At 57.2% G+C, this 17460-nt stretch carries 11 protein-coding genes; 8 read left to right on the forward strand and 3 right to left on the reverse strand.

Going from position 1 to position 17460, the window contains the following annotated elements; genetic code table 11:
* Positions 1-4: 4 nt before the first annotated feature.
* Positions 5-997 carry a glycosyl hydrolase family 8 gene (locus ABIE11_RS17175; RefSeq protein ID WP_429184957.1) on the forward strand — a complete coding sequence of 331 codons (993 nt, stop codon included), beginning with the start codon at positions 5-7 and terminating at the stop codon, positions 995-997.
* 67 nt (positions 998-1064) lie between these two features.
* Here ABIE11_RS17175 and bcsG read toward each other — a convergent pair whose 3' ends face one another.
* The 3 genes from bcsG to bcsE are packed head-to-tail and all read right to left on the reverse strand — an operon-like array spanning position 1065 to position 4490.
* Positions 1065-2744: a cellulose biosynthesis protein BcsG gene (gene bcsG / locus ABIE11_RS17180; RefSeq protein ID WP_100778485.1), complete on the reverse strand. Its 1680-nt coding sequence runs from the start codon at positions 2742-2744 to the stop codon at positions 1065-1067.
* Positions 2737-2931, reverse strand: a complete 195-nt coding sequence (bcsF, locus tag ABIE11_RS17185) for a cellulose biosynthesis protein BcsF (RefSeq protein WP_100778486.1) — start codon at positions 2929-2931, stop codon at positions 2737-2739. Before bcsF ends, bcsG begins: the two co-directional genes overlap by 8 nt.
* Positions 2928-4490, reverse strand: a complete 1563-nt coding sequence (gene bcsE, locus ABIE11_RS17190; RefSeq protein WP_429184959.1) for a cellulose biosynthesis c-di-GMP-binding protein BcsE — start codon at positions 4488-4490, stop codon at positions 2928-2930. Before bcsE ends, bcsF begins: the two co-directional genes overlap by 4 nt.
* A gap of 178 nt (positions 4491-4668) precedes the next feature.
* Between bcsE and bcsR the strand changes: the two genes are divergently transcribed.
* The 7 genes from bcsR (at position 4669) to hmsP (ending at position 17397) form a co-directional block, all read left to right on the forward strand.
* Positions 4669-4857, forward strand: a complete 189-nt coding sequence (gene bcsR / locus ABIE11_RS17195; RefSeq protein ID WP_100778488.1) for a cellulose biosynthesis protein BcsR — start codon at positions 4669-4671, stop codon at positions 4855-4857.
* Between the two features lie 11 nt (positions 4858-4868).
* A complete protein-coding gene (gene bcsQ, locus ABIE11_RS17200; RefSeq protein ID WP_100778489.1) occupies positions 4869-5621 on the forward strand; it encodes a cellulose biosynthesis protein BcsQ in 753 nt (250 codons plus the stop codon).
* Complete coding sequence (bcsA, locus tag ABIE11_RS17205; protein ID WP_100778490.1) at positions 5618-8236, forward strand: UDP-forming cellulose synthase catalytic subunit; 2619 nt, start codon at positions 5618-5620, stop codon at positions 8234-8236. The genes bcsQ and bcsA overlap by 4 nt, the downstream gene beginning before the upstream one ends.
* Before the next feature lie 10 nt (positions 8237-8246).
* Positions 8247-10679 carry a cellulose biosynthesis cyclic di-GMP-binding regulatory protein BcsB gene (bcsB, locus tag ABIE11_RS17210; RefSeq protein WP_194513745.1) on the forward strand — a complete coding sequence of 811 codons (2433 nt, stop codon included), beginning with the start codon at positions 8247-8249 and terminating at the stop codon, positions 10677-10679.
* A gap of 6 nt (positions 10680-10685) precedes the next feature.
* A complete protein-coding gene (gene bcsZ / locus ABIE11_RS17215; protein WP_429185044.1) occupies positions 10686-11792 on the forward strand; it encodes a cellulose synthase complex periplasmic endoglucanase BcsZ in 1107 nt (368 codons plus the stop codon).
* On the forward strand, positions 11774-15271 hold the full coding sequence (bcsC, locus tag ABIE11_RS17220) for a cellulose synthase complex outer membrane protein BcsC (RefSeq protein WP_429184960.1): 3498 nt from the start codon (positions 11774-11776) through the stop codon (positions 15269-15271). Before bcsZ ends, bcsC begins: the two co-directional genes overlap by 19 nt.
* 119 nt (positions 15272-15390) lie before the next feature.
* A complete protein-coding gene (gene hmsP / locus ABIE11_RS17225) occupies positions 15391-17397 on the forward strand; it encodes a biofilm formation regulator HmsP (protein WP_429184961.1) in 2007 nt (668 codons plus the stop codon).
* The last annotated feature ends 63 nt before the right edge of the window (positions 17398-17460 follow it).

The raw sequence follows: 17460 nt of genomic DNA on the forward strand, positions 1-17460 counted from the left end.
AATGATGAGAAAGCCTGCATGCGCCGCACTGGCGGTCATGATGAGTCTCTGTTTTACGCCATTTTCTCAGGCCGGCCAGGCCTGGGAGAGTTATAAGGCGCGCTTTTTAATGCCGGATGGCCGCATTGTCGATACCGGAAACGGCAACGTTTCCCATACGGAAGGGCAAGGTTTCGCCATGCTGATGGCGGTGGCAAGCGACGACAAAGCGGCGTTTGATAAGCTTTGGCAGTGGACCGACAGTACTCTGAAGAATAAAGAGAACGGCCTGTTTTACTGGCGCTACAACCCCGTCGAGCCGGACCCGATTGCCGACAAAAATGACGCCACCGATGGCGATACGATGATCGCCTGGGCGTTGTTAAAAGCCGACGCCCGCTGGCATGACAAAGGCTACAGCACCGCCTCGGATGCCATTACCAAAGCGCTGGTGGCCCACACGGTGATTCGCTACGCGGGCCAGCGCGTGATGTTGCCGGGCGCGCAGGGGTTTAACCTCAACAGTGAAGTGGTTCTCAATCCGTCGTACTTTATCTTCCCCGCCTGGCAGGCGTTCGCTGACCGCAGCCATTTGCAGGTGTGGCGCGAGCTGATCAAAGACGGGCAAACGCTGCTCGGGAAAATGGGAAGCGGTAAGGCCAATCTGCCGACCGACTGGGTTTCTCTGGCCGCAGACGGCACGCTGACGCCCGCGAAAGCGTGGCCACCGCGCATGAGCTACGATGCGATCCGTATTCCGCTGTATGTACACTGGTTTAATCCACAAAGCCCGCAGCTCACGCCGTGGCGCAGCTGGTTCGGTCAGTTCAGTCGGGAGCAAACCCCGGCCTGGGTCAATGTCACGACCAACGACTATGCGCCGTACATGATGGAAGGTGGCCTGCTGGCGGTAAGGGATTTAACGATGGGGCAGGCGATGAGTGAGCCGGAGATTACGGCGAAGGATGACTATTATTCGGCGAGCCTGAAGATGCTGGTGTGGGTGGCGGGACAGTAGAACGTATCTCCCCACCCCGGCAGCTCTCCTGTGTGGAGAGTCGTCAGGGTGGGGGAGTTACTGAACCTTACTGCGGGTATGGCACCCAATCACCACCGTTCAACCGTACATACGGCTTATTCTGGTACTGAATCACCACCGCATTCGCGTTCTCAGACACTTCCGCCGTCTGCGGCAGACCGCTGGTGAGCTGATTCCAGTTCACGCTGTCTTCCACAAACAACTTCCCGTCTACCGCACGCGCAACCAGCTCGGAAATTGCCAGATAGCTGCTCGGCTGGGTGATTTCGATTGGCGCACCCTGATGCGGTGCTTTCATACCGAAGAACTTAATCCCGGCGGGCACGTTGGTGATGGACGGGCTTGGGATATCGCGCAAGCCGGAAACCTGCATTCTGTCGCCTTTCAGCGCGCCACCGTGCTCTGGCACCACAACCACCATCACCCGACGGCCTGATTTTTCCAGTTCGGTAAAGAACGCATCCAGCTCATCGAAGAACTTCTGCGCACGAACTTTGTAATCCGCCGTTTTGCTCACGCCAGGATAGTGGTTACCGTCGTGCAGCGGCAGGGTGTTGTAGAAGGTCGCGCTTCGGGTGTTTTCCTCTTTCCCGACCGTTTGCAGCCAGCGTTGCAGCGTGGCGGTGTCGTCATACACCGGTGAACCGTCAAAGCCCAGCAGCGGCACCGGCAGACCGGTTTGGTCCATCAGCGGCGCATGCATCCCGCCGTTCTCGCGCACTTCTTTCAGGAAGCCGCCAAAGATACCGTTATGGCCGAGCATCAGGTGCTGGGTAAAGCCCAGTTTTTCGAGGTTATCGAACAGGTAGCACTGATTGCCCGCAGGCTGATACAGATTTTTATGCGACGGCTGACCGCAGCTGGCGCGCAGCAGACGAATCGCCGCCGGGCCGCTGTACGAGGTGGCCGAGTTAAAATCTTTGAACTGAATATCGAAATGCGACCACAGCGGGTGCGACGACAGACCTGCAGCCTCCACATCGGCCCAGGAGAGGGAGCAGATGTTGATCACCAGCAGTTCAAACGGCTGCGCATCGGCAGGCAGTGACGCCGGGAATTTCGTCTGACGCTTGGCTTCCGCGTTATAGAAGCTGGACAGCCAGGCGTTAAGGTTGGTGGAGGTCGGTGGCGCGGTTTGCGCCGGGATATCCCCGATCACGGCCGTATCGCCAGCGGTAGCAACTGTCGGCGCGGCGCTGCCGCCCGTGGTAGTCACGGTTTCTGTCGGCTGACCGGCTGGCCACAGGGAGAAGCTCGGGCCTGCCAGCGTCAGGACGTTCAGCCAGATCATAATTGCCACCACGAACACCGTGATGCGGATCCACTGGGAGAGGAACAGCCATGCAATCAGCATCACAAAAATGGCGCCAATCATCTGCCAGTTGATAAAACGTTCGGTCAGATCGAGAAGATAATCGCTGCTAAAGCCCGCCACCTGCGAGCCCTGGCTCATGATGCTATCCGGGCCTGGAAGCCAGGTGTCATGCCAGAACAGCCCGAAACCAATCGGTATCGCTACCCAGTGGCGCAGGCGATGAAGCTTCAGGTTCGGAATGGGCATCAGCAAAAATGCCATAAACACCAGGTTAAGCAGCGGATGGAAATTCAAATAGCCCGCCCAGAGCAGGCCGAATTTCACCAGAAAATAGAAGTTCCAGCCGGACAGGCCGCGCCAGTATTGCCAAAGCGGCGAAGGTGCCGAAGCAGTATAGGTAGAATTAGTCATGTTTTCGGTTTGCCTTGACGTGTGAAGCCCGTTTCAGTGTTCCAGCTGGTTTTACATAGCGAGGTTTTGCAAACAGCAGTCTTACCGTATCGCGGGTACGGCGTAACGAATGGCGCGCATAGTAGCCAAGTGGGAAGAAGATGATCGCGCACAAGATCACGAGCTGAATAATGTCAGTGTTGTTCATGATGATGCTCTCTCCTCTGCATCACTCAGCAAACGCAGCGGCTCAGGGACGCGACGCCAAACGTGTCCGTCGTGGGTGGCGTTCAGCACCGGCTTGCTGTCGCTCGCGACCAGCAGCGGTTTGCCCCATTGTTCCGGCTGCAGCTGTTTCATCTGCACAATTTCGGCGCTGATCAAATTGTCTTCAAACCAGACCATGCGGTTGGAAAAGATATCTCCGGTTGGCAGCGGGAAAATGTGGTTAAGGGCGGTATCCAGGTCGTTGATGCGACAGAAGGATAAAAACAGCACCAGGCGATTATCGCCAATGGTCATGATATCCCCGGTACGGTTCGGGCGGCACAACGTCAGCGCCTGCTCGATACGGATACCCGGAACCGGACGCAGCGCGACCATCACGCCTTTACCGTCTGCCGGCAGCAGCGTGTTGCTCATCATGTTGCTCACCGCGTCGCAGAACGTATCCCATTTCTGGTAGCCGCGCAGCTTCATCGGCTGGGTCATGGAGAGCAGCGTTGAGATCTCTTCCGGGACGTGGCGATTAAACTGCTGGCCCTGAAGGCTTTCAATGAGAGTCAGGCAGCGAGAAAGCGGGGCGTTCCACGGGATCACCATGTTCGCGCCGCAGCCGAGCAGCAGGCGTTCATCCGTGGCGCGCAGGCTGGTGTTGTTCTCACGGACCACGATTTTCAGTGCGCTGCCGCGCTGGCGACGCAGGGTGTGGATCTGTCGGGCTATCGACTCAATCTGATTATTCTGCGTCAGTGAAAAGACAATCGTCGCGGCCTGCGTGGTGCGGGCTTCATTAAACAGCGATTCGTTGGTTTCGAACAAAGACCAATATTCAGAGAGGGCAGGGGCGCCTTCTAATACAGCGATGTGGCTCAGAATGCGTTTTTCATCGTTTCGTGGCTGAACGACGGTTTCTTCCTGCTGGGCGACATGCCACTCACCCGCAATATGCTTCAGCGTCAGCTGTTGTCGGGCGCTCACCCCTTTTTCATTGCACCAGAACGCAATATCGTAAAGATGGCTGTCGGCCTGATGGCGCGTACTGGCCAAACCAAACAGGGAACGATATTCACTCATTAAAAATGAGAACTGCTTATCATTATTACTACCAGGACTGATCACCAGCAGCGTGCAATTTTGATCGCGCACCCATTTATTGATTTTTTCCAGCCAGACTCGCAATTTTTCTGTGGGTATATTTTGCCAGGTATTGTTCGCGCATTTAAGCACCAGTAAATAATGATGAGGATCGATGGTGCATTGAATGTCGCGGGGCAAAAAGTATAGACCATCTTCCTGGTTTGGCATGGAAAACAGACGCACTTTATCCGGCCCCTGTTCATTACTCAGGCTGATGATATCTTTAGGGTCCTCGCCCATGGTCACCACAGCAATGTGGGCACTTTTCTCTTGCGCTGCAATTGTTTGATTCACAAGACTAATAGCGTCTTCATTGCGGTCCGTACTGATCCACCAGACTCCGCCGGCTGGCATGTGGCGCAATTCATCCCATAATGACTGGATACCAACTGAAAATATGGGGTTCACGGTGTCCCTCTTCGCGACTAATTTACCTGTATCTCAGTTTACTAGCGAAAGCTCAGAAATAAACCTAACATTGAAATTAAAGACCATCAGATTTAGCATATGAATGAATTTTCGCAGGCAGGAAGCCGTGCAACTACCTCTGTTGTTCGTTGAGAATTAATAAAGGAATGAAACTAAAATGCATAATAACGAACCAACAACGCCGGTTGATTCTGGCCTTGGGTACACATTCCAAAATGATTTTTTGGCGTTAAGCCAGGCTTTCTCATTGCCTGAAATAGACTACACCGATATTTCACAGCGAGAACAGCTGGCAGCGGCGATTAAACGCTGGCCATTATTAGCTGAATTTGCCCGTCAACAATAAGGGAGCCATTGATGGCCATACTTGGATTACAGGGCATTCGTGGCGGTGTTGGCACGACGTCAATAACAGCAGCGCTGGGATGGTCATTACAGATATTAGGCGAATCGGTACTGGTTATTGATGCCTGTCCCGATAATTTGCTGCGGATGTCTTTTAACGTTGACTTTGACACTTCTGATGGCTGGGCGCGGGCGTTGCTCGACGGTCGCGACTGGCGAGACACCGCACAACGTTACACCTCGCAGCTCGATATCCTGCCGTTCGGCCAGCTGACCGCGAGCGAAAAAGAGTCCATTTACACCCGCTATGGCACGCTGGGCTATTTTGCCGATGCATTGCAGCTGCTACAGGAAAAAAGCCACTACCAGTGGATTTTGCTCGATCTCCCAAGCGGCTTCTCACCGCTCACCCGCCAGTTAATCGAACACTGCGATCACACGCTGACGATTGTGAACGCGGATGCCAATTGCCATGTTCGCCTGCATCAGCAGGTGCTCCCGAACGGAGCGCATATTCTGATCAACGATTTACGCCTGAACAGCCAAATTCAGGACGATCTCTACCAGGTCTGGCTGCAAAGCCAGCGTCGTCTGCTGCCGATGGTCATTCATCGCGATGAAGCCATCGCCGAGTGCATGGCATCCAAACAGCCGCTCGGCGAATACCGTAGCGATTCTCTGGCGGCGGAAGAGATCCTCACTCTGGCGAACTGGTGCCTGTTGCACTATACCGGACGCCCGGAGCCTGCCGGGAGAGGCCTATGAGCCGGCTGTCCAACGCGCTCCTCATCCCGCCCGTTAGCGCGCGCTTAAGCGAGCGATACCGGAATTATCGCCGTCACGGTGCGTCTGCCTTTAGCGCCGCGCTGGGCTGCTTCTGGGTGATTTTGGCCTGGATGTTCATCCCACTCGAACATCCACGCTGGCAGCGTATTCGTGCACGCCATCGCGAGCTTTATCCGCATCTCGACCCTGATCGCCCGCGCCCTCTCGATCCGGCGCGCTACGCGATTCAGGCGTTATGGCTTATCGTCAGTCAGGCGAAACGCGAAAAAACCGAACCGCGCTGGCGCACGTACAGTCGCTTTAAGAACGTGCGCGGGCGTTACCATCAGTGGCTGGAAACACTGCCTGAGCGCTTCAGCGACCAGACCAGCCATCTCGATTCGCATAAAGAGCTGGGGCATCTGCATCCCGGCTTGCGGCGGTTTATTCTCGGGGTGATCGTCGTTTTCTCGCTCATTCTGGCGCTGCTCTGTATCACTCAGCCGTTTAACCCGCTGGCGCAGTTTATCTTCCTGATTCTGCTGTGGGGCGTGGCCCTGCTGGTGCGGCGAATTCCAGGGCGCTTCTCGGCGCTGATGCTGATTGTGCTCTCCCTGACCGTCTCCTGCCGCTACATCTGGTGGCGCTATACCTCGACGCTGAACTGGGATGACCCGGTGAGCCTGACCTGCGGTTTGGTCCTGCTGTTTGCGGAAACCTACGCGTGGGTGGTGCTGGTGCTGGGGTATTTCCAGGTAGTCTGGCCGCTGAATCGCCAGCCGGTTCCGCTGCCGAAAGACACCGCTCAGTGGCCGACGGTGGATATTTTCGTTCCGACCTATAACGAAGATCTGAATGTGGTGAAAAACACCATTTACGCCTCTCTCGGTATCGACTGGCCGAAAGACAAGCTCACTATCTGGATTCTGGACGACGGCGGGCGCGAAGAGTTTCGCCAGTTCGCCGACAGCGTGGGGGTGAAATACATCGCCCGTACTACACACGAGCACGCCAAAGCCGGGAACATCAACAACGCGCTGAAGTATGCCACGGGCGAATTCGTGTCGATTTTTGACTGCGACCACGTCCCGACGCGCTCGTTCCTGCAGATGACCATGGGCTGGTTCCTGAAAGAGAAACAGCTGGCGATGATGCAGACGCCGCACCACTTCTTCTCGCCGGACCCGTTTGAACGCAACCTCGGGCGTTTTCGTAAAACGCCTAACGAAGGCACGCTGTTCTACGGGCTGGTGCAGGACGGGAACGACATGTGGGATGCCACCTTCTTCTGCGGCTCTTGTGCGGTGATTCGCCGTAAACCGCTGGATGAGATTGGCGGTATCGCCGTGGAAACCGTCACCGAAGATGCGCACACCTCTCTGCGCTTGCACCGTCGCGGCTACACCTCGGCGTACATGCGTATTCCGCAGGCGGCGGGGCTGGCGACGGAATCGTTATCCGCCCACATTGGCCAGCGTATTCGCTGGGCGCGCGGAATGGTGCAGATTTTCCGCCTCGATAACCCGCTGACGGGTAAAGGGCTGAAGCTCGCGCAGCGTCTCTGCTACGTCAACGCCATGTTCCACTTTCTGTCCGGTATCCCACGGCTGATCTTCCTGACGGCACCGCTGGCCTTCCTGCTGCTGCACGCGTACATCATCTTTGCCCCGGCGCTGATGATTGCCCTGTTCGTTCTGCCGCACATGATCCACGCCAGCCTGACCAACTCGAAAATTCAGGGGAAATACCGCCATTCGTTCTGGAGTGAAATCTACGAAACGGTGCTGGCCTGGTACATCGCACCGCCAACGCTGGTGGCGCTGATTAACCCGCATAAAGGCAAATTCAACGTCACCGCGAAAGGCGGGCTGGTGGAAGAGGAGTACGTCGACTGGGTGATCTCCCGCCCGTACATTTTCCTCGTCCTGCTGAATATCTTCGGCGTGATGGTGGGGATCTGGCGCTACTTCTACGGCCCGGAAAACGAAGTGCTGACGGTCTTCGTCAGCCTCGCATGGGTCTTCTACAACCTGATCATTCTCGGCGGCGCGGTGGCGGTATCGGTGGAGAGCAAACAGGTTCGTCGCTCCCATCGCGTTGAAATCTCCATGCCTGCGGCGATTGCCCGTGAAGATGGCCATCTCTTCTCCTGTACCGTCCACGACTTCTCCGACGGGGGGTTAGGCATCAAGATTAACGGCCAGGCGAAAGTGCTTGAAGGGCAGAAGGTGAAATTACTGCTCAAGCGCGGCCAGCAGGAGTACGTATTCCCGACGCAGGTTGTGCGTGTGTTGGGCAATGAAGTCGGGCTGCAGCTGATGCCGCTCACCAAGAAGCAACATATTGATTTTGTTCAGTGTACCTTTGCCCGCGCGGATACGTGGGCACTCTGGCAGGATAGCTTCCCGGAAGATAAGCCGCTGGAAAGTCTGCTGGATATTCTGAAGTTGGGGTTCCGTGGTTATCGCCACCTTGCAGAATTCGCTCCGCCGTCAGTGAAAATAATTTTCCGTTCACTTACCTCGCTGGTTTCCTGGGTGGTGTCGTTTATCCCTCGTCGCCCTGAGCGGGATGAGGCGAAACAACAACCGGACCCGGTTATGGCTCAACAATGATGATAACGCGATGAAAAGAAAACTTTCCTGGATATGTGCTGTGGCGGTTGGGATGAGTTCGCTGCCCGCAATGATGGCTCAGGCGGCGCCTGAAAATTCGACGCAAACCCCTGCGCCGACCGTGCCTGTCGTGGCGCAAGCGACGGATCCGGTGGTGACCGCAGCACCTGGGCAAACCGAAAACGTGGTGCCTAATCAGCCAACGGAGGGGAACACCCTGCCGGGAACGCCGACGGGCGCGCAGGCGGTTGGTCAGGTGATGCCAGGCGTGAACGGTGCGAATGCACCTATCGTTGCGGATAACGTTCCGTCGCGTGACGTGAAGCTGACGTTTGCGCAGATTGCGCCGCCTCCGGGCAGCATGATCCTGCGCGGGATCAACCCGAACGGTGGCGTTGAATTTGGCATACGCAGTGATGAAGTGGTCTCCAGCGCGCTGCTGAATCTGGAATACACCCCATCGCCGTCCCTGCTGCCGGTTCAGTCCCAGCTGAAGGTCTACCTCAATGACGAGCTGATGGGCGTACTGCCGGTCACCAAAGAGCAACTGGGCAAGAAAACCCTGGCGCAGGTGCCGATCAACCCGCTGTTTATCACCGACTTTAACCGCGTGCGCCTCGAATTTGTCGGCCACTATCGCGACGTCTGCGAAAACCCGGCCAGCAGCACCCTGTGGATGGACGTCGGTCGTAACTCCTCCCTGAACATGACTTACCAGACGCTGGCGGTCAAAAATGACCTTTCCGCGTTCCCGATTCCGTTCTTTGATCCACGCGATAACCGCGAGCTGAACCTGCCGGTGGTGTTTGCCGGTTCACCGGACGTGGCGCAACAGCAGGCGGCGACCATCGTCACCTCGTGGTTTGGCTCCCGCTCTGGCTGGCGCGGGCAGAGCTTCCCGGTACTGTTTGATAAGCTGCCGGAAAGAAACGCTATCGTGTTTGCCACCAACGACAAACGCCCGGCGTTCCTCCGCGATCACCCTGAGGTGAAAGGCCCGACCGTCGAAATGATGAATCATCCGGATAAGCCGTATGTGAAATTGTTAGTGGTATTTGGTCGCGATGATAAAGATCTGGTGCAGGCGGCGAAAGGCATTGCCCAGGGGAACGTGCTGTTCCGTGGCAATAGCGTCGCCATTGGGGACGTGAAACCGCTGCTGGCGCGTAAACCTTACGATGCGCCAAACTGGATCCGTACCGATCGCGCGGTGACCTTCGGCGAACTGAAAACCTATGAAGAGCAGCTCCAGTCTACCGGGCTTGAGCCATCCGCCATTAACGTCTCCCTGAACCTGCCGCCGGATCTCTATCTGCTGCGCAGCAACGGGATCGACATCAATCTGAACTATCGCTATACCGCGCCGCCAACGAAAGACAGCTCGCGCATGGATATCAGCCTGAACAACCAGTTCCTGCAATCCTTCCCGCTGACCAGCAGCCAGGATACCAACAAGCTGTTGCTGCGTCTGCCGGTACTCCAGGGTCTGCTGGACGGCAAAACAGACGTCTCCATTCCGGCGCTGAAACTCGGGGCGGTGAACCAGTTACGCTTTGATTTCCAGTACATGAACCCAATGCCTGGCGGCTCGGTGGATAACTGCATCACCTTCCAGCCGGTCGCGAATCATGTGGTCATCGGCGACGACTCCACCATCGACTTCTCGAAGTATTATCACTTTATCGCCCTGCCGGATCTGCGCGCGTTTGCTAACGCCAGCTTCCCGTTCAGCCGCATGGCCGACCTCTCTGAAACCATCGTTGTGATGCCAAAAACACCTAACGAAGGCCAGGTGGCGACGCTGCTCGATGCGATGGCGTCCGTCGGCGCACAAACCGGTTTACCGGCGCTGAACGTCACGTTGACGGATGATGGCAGCCAGATTCAGGGTAAAGACGCCGATATCATGCTCATTGGCACCATCCCGGATAAGCTGAAAGACGATAAACGTATCGACCTGCTGGTCCATGCGACCGAGTCCTGGGTGAACACACCGCTGCGCCAGACCTCCTTCCCGAGCATCATGCCGGATATGGCCGATCGCGAAGCGAGCGTTCAGACCAACATCAGCTCCCAGGGACCGATGGCAGCGATTGTCGGCTTCCAGTCTCCTTACAACGATCAGCGCAGCGTCATCGCCCTGCTGGCAGACAGCCCGCGCGGGTATGAGCTGCTGAATGGCGCGATGAATGACAGCGGTAAGCGCGCCGCGATGTTTGGTTCGGTCGCGGTGATCCGTGAGTCCGGCGTGAATAGCCTGCGCGTGGGTGACGTCTACTACGTCGGTCATCTGCCGTGGTTCGAGCGCATGTGGTATGCCCTGGCAAACCATCCGGTGCTGCTGGCAGTCTTCGCGGCGATAAGCGTCGTGCTGCTCGCGTGGGTGATGTGGCGTCTGCTGCGTATTATCAGCCGTCGTCGTCTGCATTCGGATCGTGAGTAACCGGTGATGAAAGGGTTTCGCTGGTGCGTAATGGCTATGGTGGTAATGGCGGCGTCGAACGTTCGCGCCGCCTGCACCTGGCCTGCATGGGAGCAGTTTAAAAAGGACTATATCAGCGAAGGCGGGCGCGTCATTGATCCCAGTGACGCGCGCAAAATCAGTACGTCGGAAGGGCAAAGCTACGCGCTGTTTTTTGCCCTCGCGGCGAACGATCGCCAGACCTTTGATCGCCTGCTCGGCTGGACGCGCGACAACCTCGCGCAGGGCGATTTGAGCCAGCATCTCCCCGCCTGGCTGTGGGGAATGAAAGAGAAAGACACCTGGGCGGTGATCGACAGCAATTCAGCGTCGGATGCCGATATCTGGATTGCCTGGTCGCTGCTGGAGGCGGGGCGTCTGTGGAAAGCGCCAGAGTACACCGCCACCGGGAAAGCGCTGCTCAAGCGCATCGCCAGTGAAGAGGTGGTTAAAGTACCGGGCCTGGGGCTGATGCTGCTGCCTGGCAAAGTCGGCTTTGCCGAAGAGAAATCCTGGCGCTTCAACCCAAGCTATCTCCCGCCGCAGCTGGCGAACTATTTCACCCGCTTTGGCGCACCCTGGACTACGCTTCGTGAAACCAATTTGCGCCTGCTGCTGGAAACCGCGCCAAAAGGGTTCTCACCGGACTGGGTGCAATATCAAAAAAATAAGGGCTGGCAACTGAAGCCAGAAAAAACGTTTATCGGCAGTTACGATGCGATCCGCGTCTATCTCTGGGCGGGCATGTTGCACGACCGGGACCCGCAGAAAGCACGGCTGCTGGCGCGTTTTAAACCCATGGCGACGCTAACAACAAAAAAAGGCGTTCCCCCTGAGAAAGTCGATGTCGCCAGCGGTAAAACCACGGGTAATGGCCCGGTTGGTTTCTCCGCCTCACTGCTGCCGTTTTTACAAAACCGCGATGCACAAGCGGTACAACGTCAGCGTGTCGCCGACCATTTTCCCGGTAACGACGCCTATTACAGCTACGTACTGACCCTGTTTGGACAAGGATGGGATCAGCACCGTTTTCGTTTCACCGCAAAGGGTGAATTACACCCTGACTGGGGCCAGGAATGCGCAAGTTCTCATTAAGTTTACTCAGTTTATCCCTTGGATTGACGCTGATGCCGCTGGCGCAGGCCGCCAATTCTCCGCAGCAGCAACAACTGCTGGAACAGGTGCGCCTGGGCGAATCGACCAACCGCGAGGATTTGGTTCGCCAGTCGTTGTATCGTCTTGAACTGATCGACCCCAACAATCCGGATGTGGTCGCCGCGCGTTTCCGCTATTTGCTGCGTCAGGGTGATAACGCCGGGGCGCAAAAAGAGTTAGACCGTCTCAAAGGACTTGCGCCCAGCTCCAGCGCCTATAAATCGTCGCGCAACGCGATGCTGCTCTCGACCCCAGAAGGGCGTCAGGATCTGCAGCAGGCGCGCCTGCTGGCCACAACGGGCCATACCCAGGAAGCGATTGCCGCCTACGATAAAATCTTCGCTGGCGATCCGCCGAACGACGTTCTGGCGGCGGAATACTGGACCGTGGTGGCTAAAAATCCCGCCCGCAGCAACGAGGCTATTAATCAGCTTAAAAAAATTAACCTCAGCAGCCCTGGCAACACCGAGCTGCAGAACTCGTTATCCCAGCTGTTATTTAAAAACGGACGCCGCGATGAGGGCTTTGCCGTCCTCAGGCAGATGGCGAGATCGAACGCCGGGCGCGATGCGGCCTCTGATATCTGGTATCAGCAGATCAAAGACCTGCCGGTCAGCGCCGGCAGCGTAAAAGCGCTCCAGGATTATCTGCAGGTGTTCAGCGCGGGCGATAACGTTACTGCCGCCCGCTCGCAGCTGGAAGCCCAGCAAAAACAGCTGGCCGATCCGGCGTTCCGCGCCAAAGCCGAAGGGCTGGCCGCCGTGGAGGCAGGACAGGGCAATAAAGCAGTATCAGACCTGCAGCAGGCGGTAAATGCCAATCACACCGACAGCGAAGCCGTAGGCGCGCTGGGCCAGGCCTACTCCCAGCGCGGCGATCGTGCCCGCGCCGTTGCACAGTTTGAAAAAGCCATTGCCCTCGATCCACAGAGTGATAACCGTGGGAAATGGGACAGCCTGCTGAAAGTGAACCGTTACTGGCTGCTGATCCAGCAGGGCGATGCCGCGCTGAAAGCCAACAATGTCGCGCAGGCAGAACGTTACTACCAGCAGGCGCGCACTGTCGATAACACCGACAGTTACGCGGTGCTCGGGCTGGGTGATGCCGCCGTCGCGCGCAAAGACAACGCCGCCGCCGAGCGTTTCTACCGCCAGGCCCTGCGGATGGACAGCGGCAACAGCAACGCGGTGCGCGGGCTGGCGAATATCTACCGTGCGGAATCGCCGGAAAAAGCCGACCAGTTTATCCGTTCGCTCTCTGCCAGCCAGCGTCGCAGTATCGACGATATCGAACGCAGCCTCACCAACGACAGATTATCTCAGCAGGCAGAACAGCTGGAAAATGAGGGCAAATTTGCACAGGCAGCGGAAATTCAGCGCCGCCGTCTGGCGCTCTCGCCGGGCGATGTGTGGATTACCTATCGCCTGTCGCGCGATCTCTACAGTGCCGGACAGCACAGCCAGGCGGATACGCTTATGCGCCAGCTGGCCAGCCTAAAACCGGCCGATCCGGAGCAGGTGTATGCCTACGGCTTATATCTTTCGGGTAACAATCAGGATCGCGCGGCCCTTGCGCACCTGAACACTCTGCCGCGCGCGCAGTGGAACGGCAACATTGAGGAACTGGCTAACCGCCTGCAAAGCGATCAGGTGCTGGAAACCGCCAATCGCCTGCGTGAAAGCGGCCAGGAGCGGGATGCCGAAACGTTACTGCGCCAGCAGCCTGCCTCCTCACGTATCGATTTAACGCTGGCCGACTGGGCGCAGCAGCGCGGGGATAACACGTCGGCCATTGCGGCCTACAACACTGTCCTGCAGCGCGAACCGCAAAATGTTGACGCCCTGCTCGGCCTGACGGAAGTCTATATCGCGCAAGGCAATAAAGACGCTGCCCGCGCTGAGCTTGCCAAACTGCCCGCCGGGCAGAACGGTGAGGCGCCGTCGATCAACACGCAGCGTCGCATCGCGCGGGTGCAGGCCGATCTCGGTGATACGACTGCCGCACAGCAGACCTACAGCAAAATCCTTCCGCAGGCCAAATCGCAGCCGCCGTCGATGGAAAGCGCGCTGGTGCTGCGCGATGCGGCTAACTTCCAGGCTCAAAGCGGCCAGCCGCAGCAGGCGCTGGAAACCTACAAAGATGCAATGGTGGCCTCCGGCGTCACCCCGTCGCGCCCTGAAGATAACGACAGCTTCACCCGTCTGACGCGCAATGACGAAAAAGACGACTGGCTGAAACGCGGCGTGCGCAGCGATGCGGCGGATCTCTATAAGCAGCAGGATGTGAACGTCACGCTGCAGCATGACTACTGGGGTTCCAGCGGTACGGGCGGGTATTCCGACCTGAAAGCGCACACCACCATGCTGCACGTGGATGCGCCGTTGTCGGACGGACGGATGTTCTTCCGAAGCGACATGGTGAACATGGACGCGGGTTCCTTCGATACCAACGGTGGCACCTACGACCCGAAATGGGGTACCTGTTACGAGACGCCGTGTAGCGGCAACACCAGCCAGAAACAAAACGGCGCCAGCGTGGCCGTTGGCTGGCAGAACAAAACCTGGGAGATGGACATCGGCACCACGCCGATGGGCTTTGACGTCGTCGATGTGGTCGGCGGCCTGAGCTACAGCAACGATCTCGGCCCGATCGGTTACACCCTGAATGCCCATCGTCGCCCGATCTCCAGCTCACTGCTGGCCTTCGCCGGACAAAAAGACCCGAACACGGGAACCACCTGGGGCGGCGTGCGCGCAACCGGCGGTGGCGTCAGCGTCAGTTACGACAAAGGCGAAGCGAACGGCGTCTGGTCAAGCCTGAATATGGACGCTTTGCAGGGCAAAAACGTCGAGGATAACTGGCGTATTCGCTGGATGACCGGCTATTACTATAAGCTTATCAACGACAACAACGAGCGTCTGACGGTGGGCGTGTCGAATATGCTCTGGCATTACGACAAAGATTTGAGTGCCTATTCTCTGGGACAGGGCGGCTACTACAGCCCGCAGGAGTATGTCTCCTTCGCGCTGCCGGTTACCTGGCGTAAACGCACCGAAAACTGGTCATGGGAGCTGGGCGGGTCGGTCTCCTGGTCGCATTCCAAAACCAAAGACGGGATGCGTTACCCGATTCAGGGGCTGATTCCAGATAATCACTACGATATCGATGACAACCTGATGTATTCCGACAAAAAAGAGCCGGAAAATGGCAGCAGCTCGTCCGGTACCGGTTATACCGCGCGGGCGATTATCGAACGTCGCGTGACCTCAAACTGGTTTGTCGGTCTGGGCGTTGATATTCAGGAGGCGAAAGATTACACCCCGAGTCATGCGTTAATTTACGTACGCTACTCGGCTGAGGGCTGGCAGGGCGATATGGACCTGCCTCCGCAACCGCTGATCCCTTACGCGGACTGGTAACCGGATTTATCTTTAATCCACCTCTTAGGCTCTCTTAAAATCGTCGCGATCGGGTATACTCTGCCGGGAATAGGGTAACACTTTGTTACCCTATGCTTCGGGTTTTGTGGAGAGTCAATTTGCGTGTCAGCCGTTCTTTAACTATCAAACAAATGGCGATGGTCTCAGCCGTCACTATGGTGTTTGTATTCATCTTTTGCGTCATTTTGCTGTTTCATTCCGTACAGCAGAATCGCTACAACACGGCTTCGCAACTGGAAAGTATTGCCCGCTCGGTTCGTGAACCGCTTTCCGCCGCCATTCTCAAAGGGGATATCCCCGAAGCAGAAACCATCATCAAGCGCATTCAGCCTGCGGGGATCGTCAGCCGCGCGGATGTGGTATTACCCAATCAATTCCAGGCGTTGCGGATGAGCTTTATTCCCGAACGTCCGGTGCCGATGATGATCATGCGGATGTTTGAGCTGCCGGTGCAGATTTCGCTCCCGCTCTATTCTCTCGAACGCCCTGCGAACCCGCAGCCGTTGGCCTATCTGGTGTTGCAGGCAGATGCCTATCGCATGCATAAGTTTGTCATGAGCTGGACCTCCACGTTAGTGACCACTTACTTACTTTTGACGCTGATCCTGACCGTGGCGCTCACCTGGTGCATCAACCGGCTGATCGTCCATCCGCTGCGTAAAATTGCCCGTGAGCTAGACAATCTCGCCCCGCAGGACCAGGTCGGGCACCAGCTGGCCCTGCCGCGCCTGCACCACGACGATGAAATCGGCATGCTGGTGCGGAGCTATAACATCAATCAGCAGCGCCTGATGCGCCAGCATGATGAAATCAACAGTAACGCGACCCGCTTCCCGGTCTCGGATTTGCCGAATAAGGCGTTCCTGATGGCCCTGCTGGAGCAGACCGTTGCGCGCCAGCAGACCACCGCGCTGATGGCAGTGGCCTGTGAAACCCTGCAGGACACGGCGGGCGTGCTGAAAGAGAGCCAGCGTGAAATGCTTCTCTTAACGCTGGTGGAGAAGATCAAATCGGTGCTGGCGCCTCGCATGGTACTGACGCAGGTCAGCGGCTACGACTTTGTGATTCTGGCCCACGGTGTGAAAGAGCCGTGGCACGCCATCACATTAGGTCAGCAAGTGCTCACTGTCATTAATGAGCGGCTGCCCATCCAGGGTATCCAGCTGCGCCCAAGCGCCAGCATTGGCCTGGCGATGTATTATGGCGATCTGACGGCGGAACAACTCTATCGCCGCGCCTTCTCGGCGGCCTTTACCGCCCGTCGTAAAGGCAAAAATCAGATCCAGTTCTTCGAGCCAGAGCAGATGGAAAAGGCGCAGCAGCGCCTGACGGAAGAGAGCGATATCCTCACGGCGCTCGATAATCACCACTTTGCGATCTGGCTCCAGCCGCAGGTGAATCTGGCCACGGGCGACGTCACCAGCGCGGAAGCGTTGCTGCGCGTCATGCAGCCAGATGGCTCATGGGAGCTGCCAGAGGGGCTTATTGAGCGCATCGAATCCTGTGGCCTGATGGTGACGGTCGGCTACTGGGTGCTGGAAGAGTCATGCCGCCAGCTTTCGGCCTGGCAGGAGCGCGGTATCAATATGCCGCTGTCGGTGAATCTGTCGGCGCTACAGCTGATGCATCCGACGATGGTTTCGGAGATGCTGGAGCTGATCAACCGCTACCGCATCAAGCCGGACACCCTGATTCTGGAGGTGACGGAGAGCCGTCGCATCGACGATCCGAACGAAGCGGTGGCGATTCTGAAACCGCTGCGCAACGCCGGTATCCGCATTGCGCTGGATGATTTCGGCATGGGCTACGCCGGTCTGCGTCAGCTCCAGCACATGAAAACGCTGCCGGTCGATGTCCTGAAGATCGATAAAACCTTCGTTGACGGCCTGCCGGACGACAGCAGCATGGTGGAAGCCATTATCCAGATGGCGCGCAGCCTGAATCTGCACGTCATTGCCGAAGGGGTCGAAACCGAAGCCCAGCGCGACTGGCTGGCGCAGGCGGGTGTCGAAAGTGGACAAGGTTTCCTGTTTGCCCGAGCCGTTCCGGCGGAAGAGTTCGAAAAACGCTACTTTACGGGCGACAATTCTTACGTAAATGTCTAACTTTGTTGCTGGCTTGTTCGAGTCAGCACACAGTTTTTAACATTCATGTTTCATATTTGATCT

The organism is Lelliottia sp. 489 (genome assembly GCF_050435885.1).
In the GTDB taxonomy this organism is placed as follows: domain Bacteria; phylum Pseudomonadota; class Gammaproteobacteria; order Enterobacterales; family Enterobacteriaceae; genus Enterobacter; species Enterobacter nimipressuralis.

Bases quoted from the DNA above. Each gene is read 5' to 3' on its own strand.
- ABIE11_RS17175 (WP_429184957.1), top strand. From the start codon at position 5: ATGAGAAAGCCTGCATGCGCCGCACTGGCGGTCATGATGAGTCTCTGT.
- bcsG (WP_100778485.1), bottom strand. From the start codon at position 2,744: ATGACTAATTCTACCTATACTGCTTCGGCACCTTCGCCGCTTTGGCAA.
- bcsF (WP_100778486.1), bottom strand. From the start codon at position 2,931: ATGAACAACACTGACATTATTCAGCTCGTGATCTTGTGCGCGATCATC.
- bcsR (WP_100778488.1), top strand. From the start codon at position 4,669: ATGCATAATAACGAACCAACAACGCCGGTTGATTCTGGCCTTGGGTAC.
- bcsQ (WP_100778489.1), top strand. From the start codon at position 4,869: ATGGCCATACTTGGATTACAGGGCATTCGTGGCGGTGTTGGCACGACG.
- bcsA (WP_100778490.1), top strand. From the start codon at position 5,618: ATGAGCCGGCTGTCCAACGCGCTCCTCATCCCGCCCGTTAGCGCGCGC.
- bcsB (WP_194513745.1), top strand. From the start codon at position 8,247: ATGAAAAGAAAACTTTCCTGGATATGTGCTGTGGCGGTTGGGATGAGT.
- bcsZ (WP_429185044.1), top strand. From the start codon at position 10,686: ATGAAAGGGTTTCGCTGGTGCGTAATGGCTATGGTGGTAATGGCGGCG.
- bcsC (WP_429184960.1), top strand. From the start codon at position 11,774: ATGCGCAAGTTCTCATTAAGTTTACTCAGTTTATCCCTTGGATTGACG.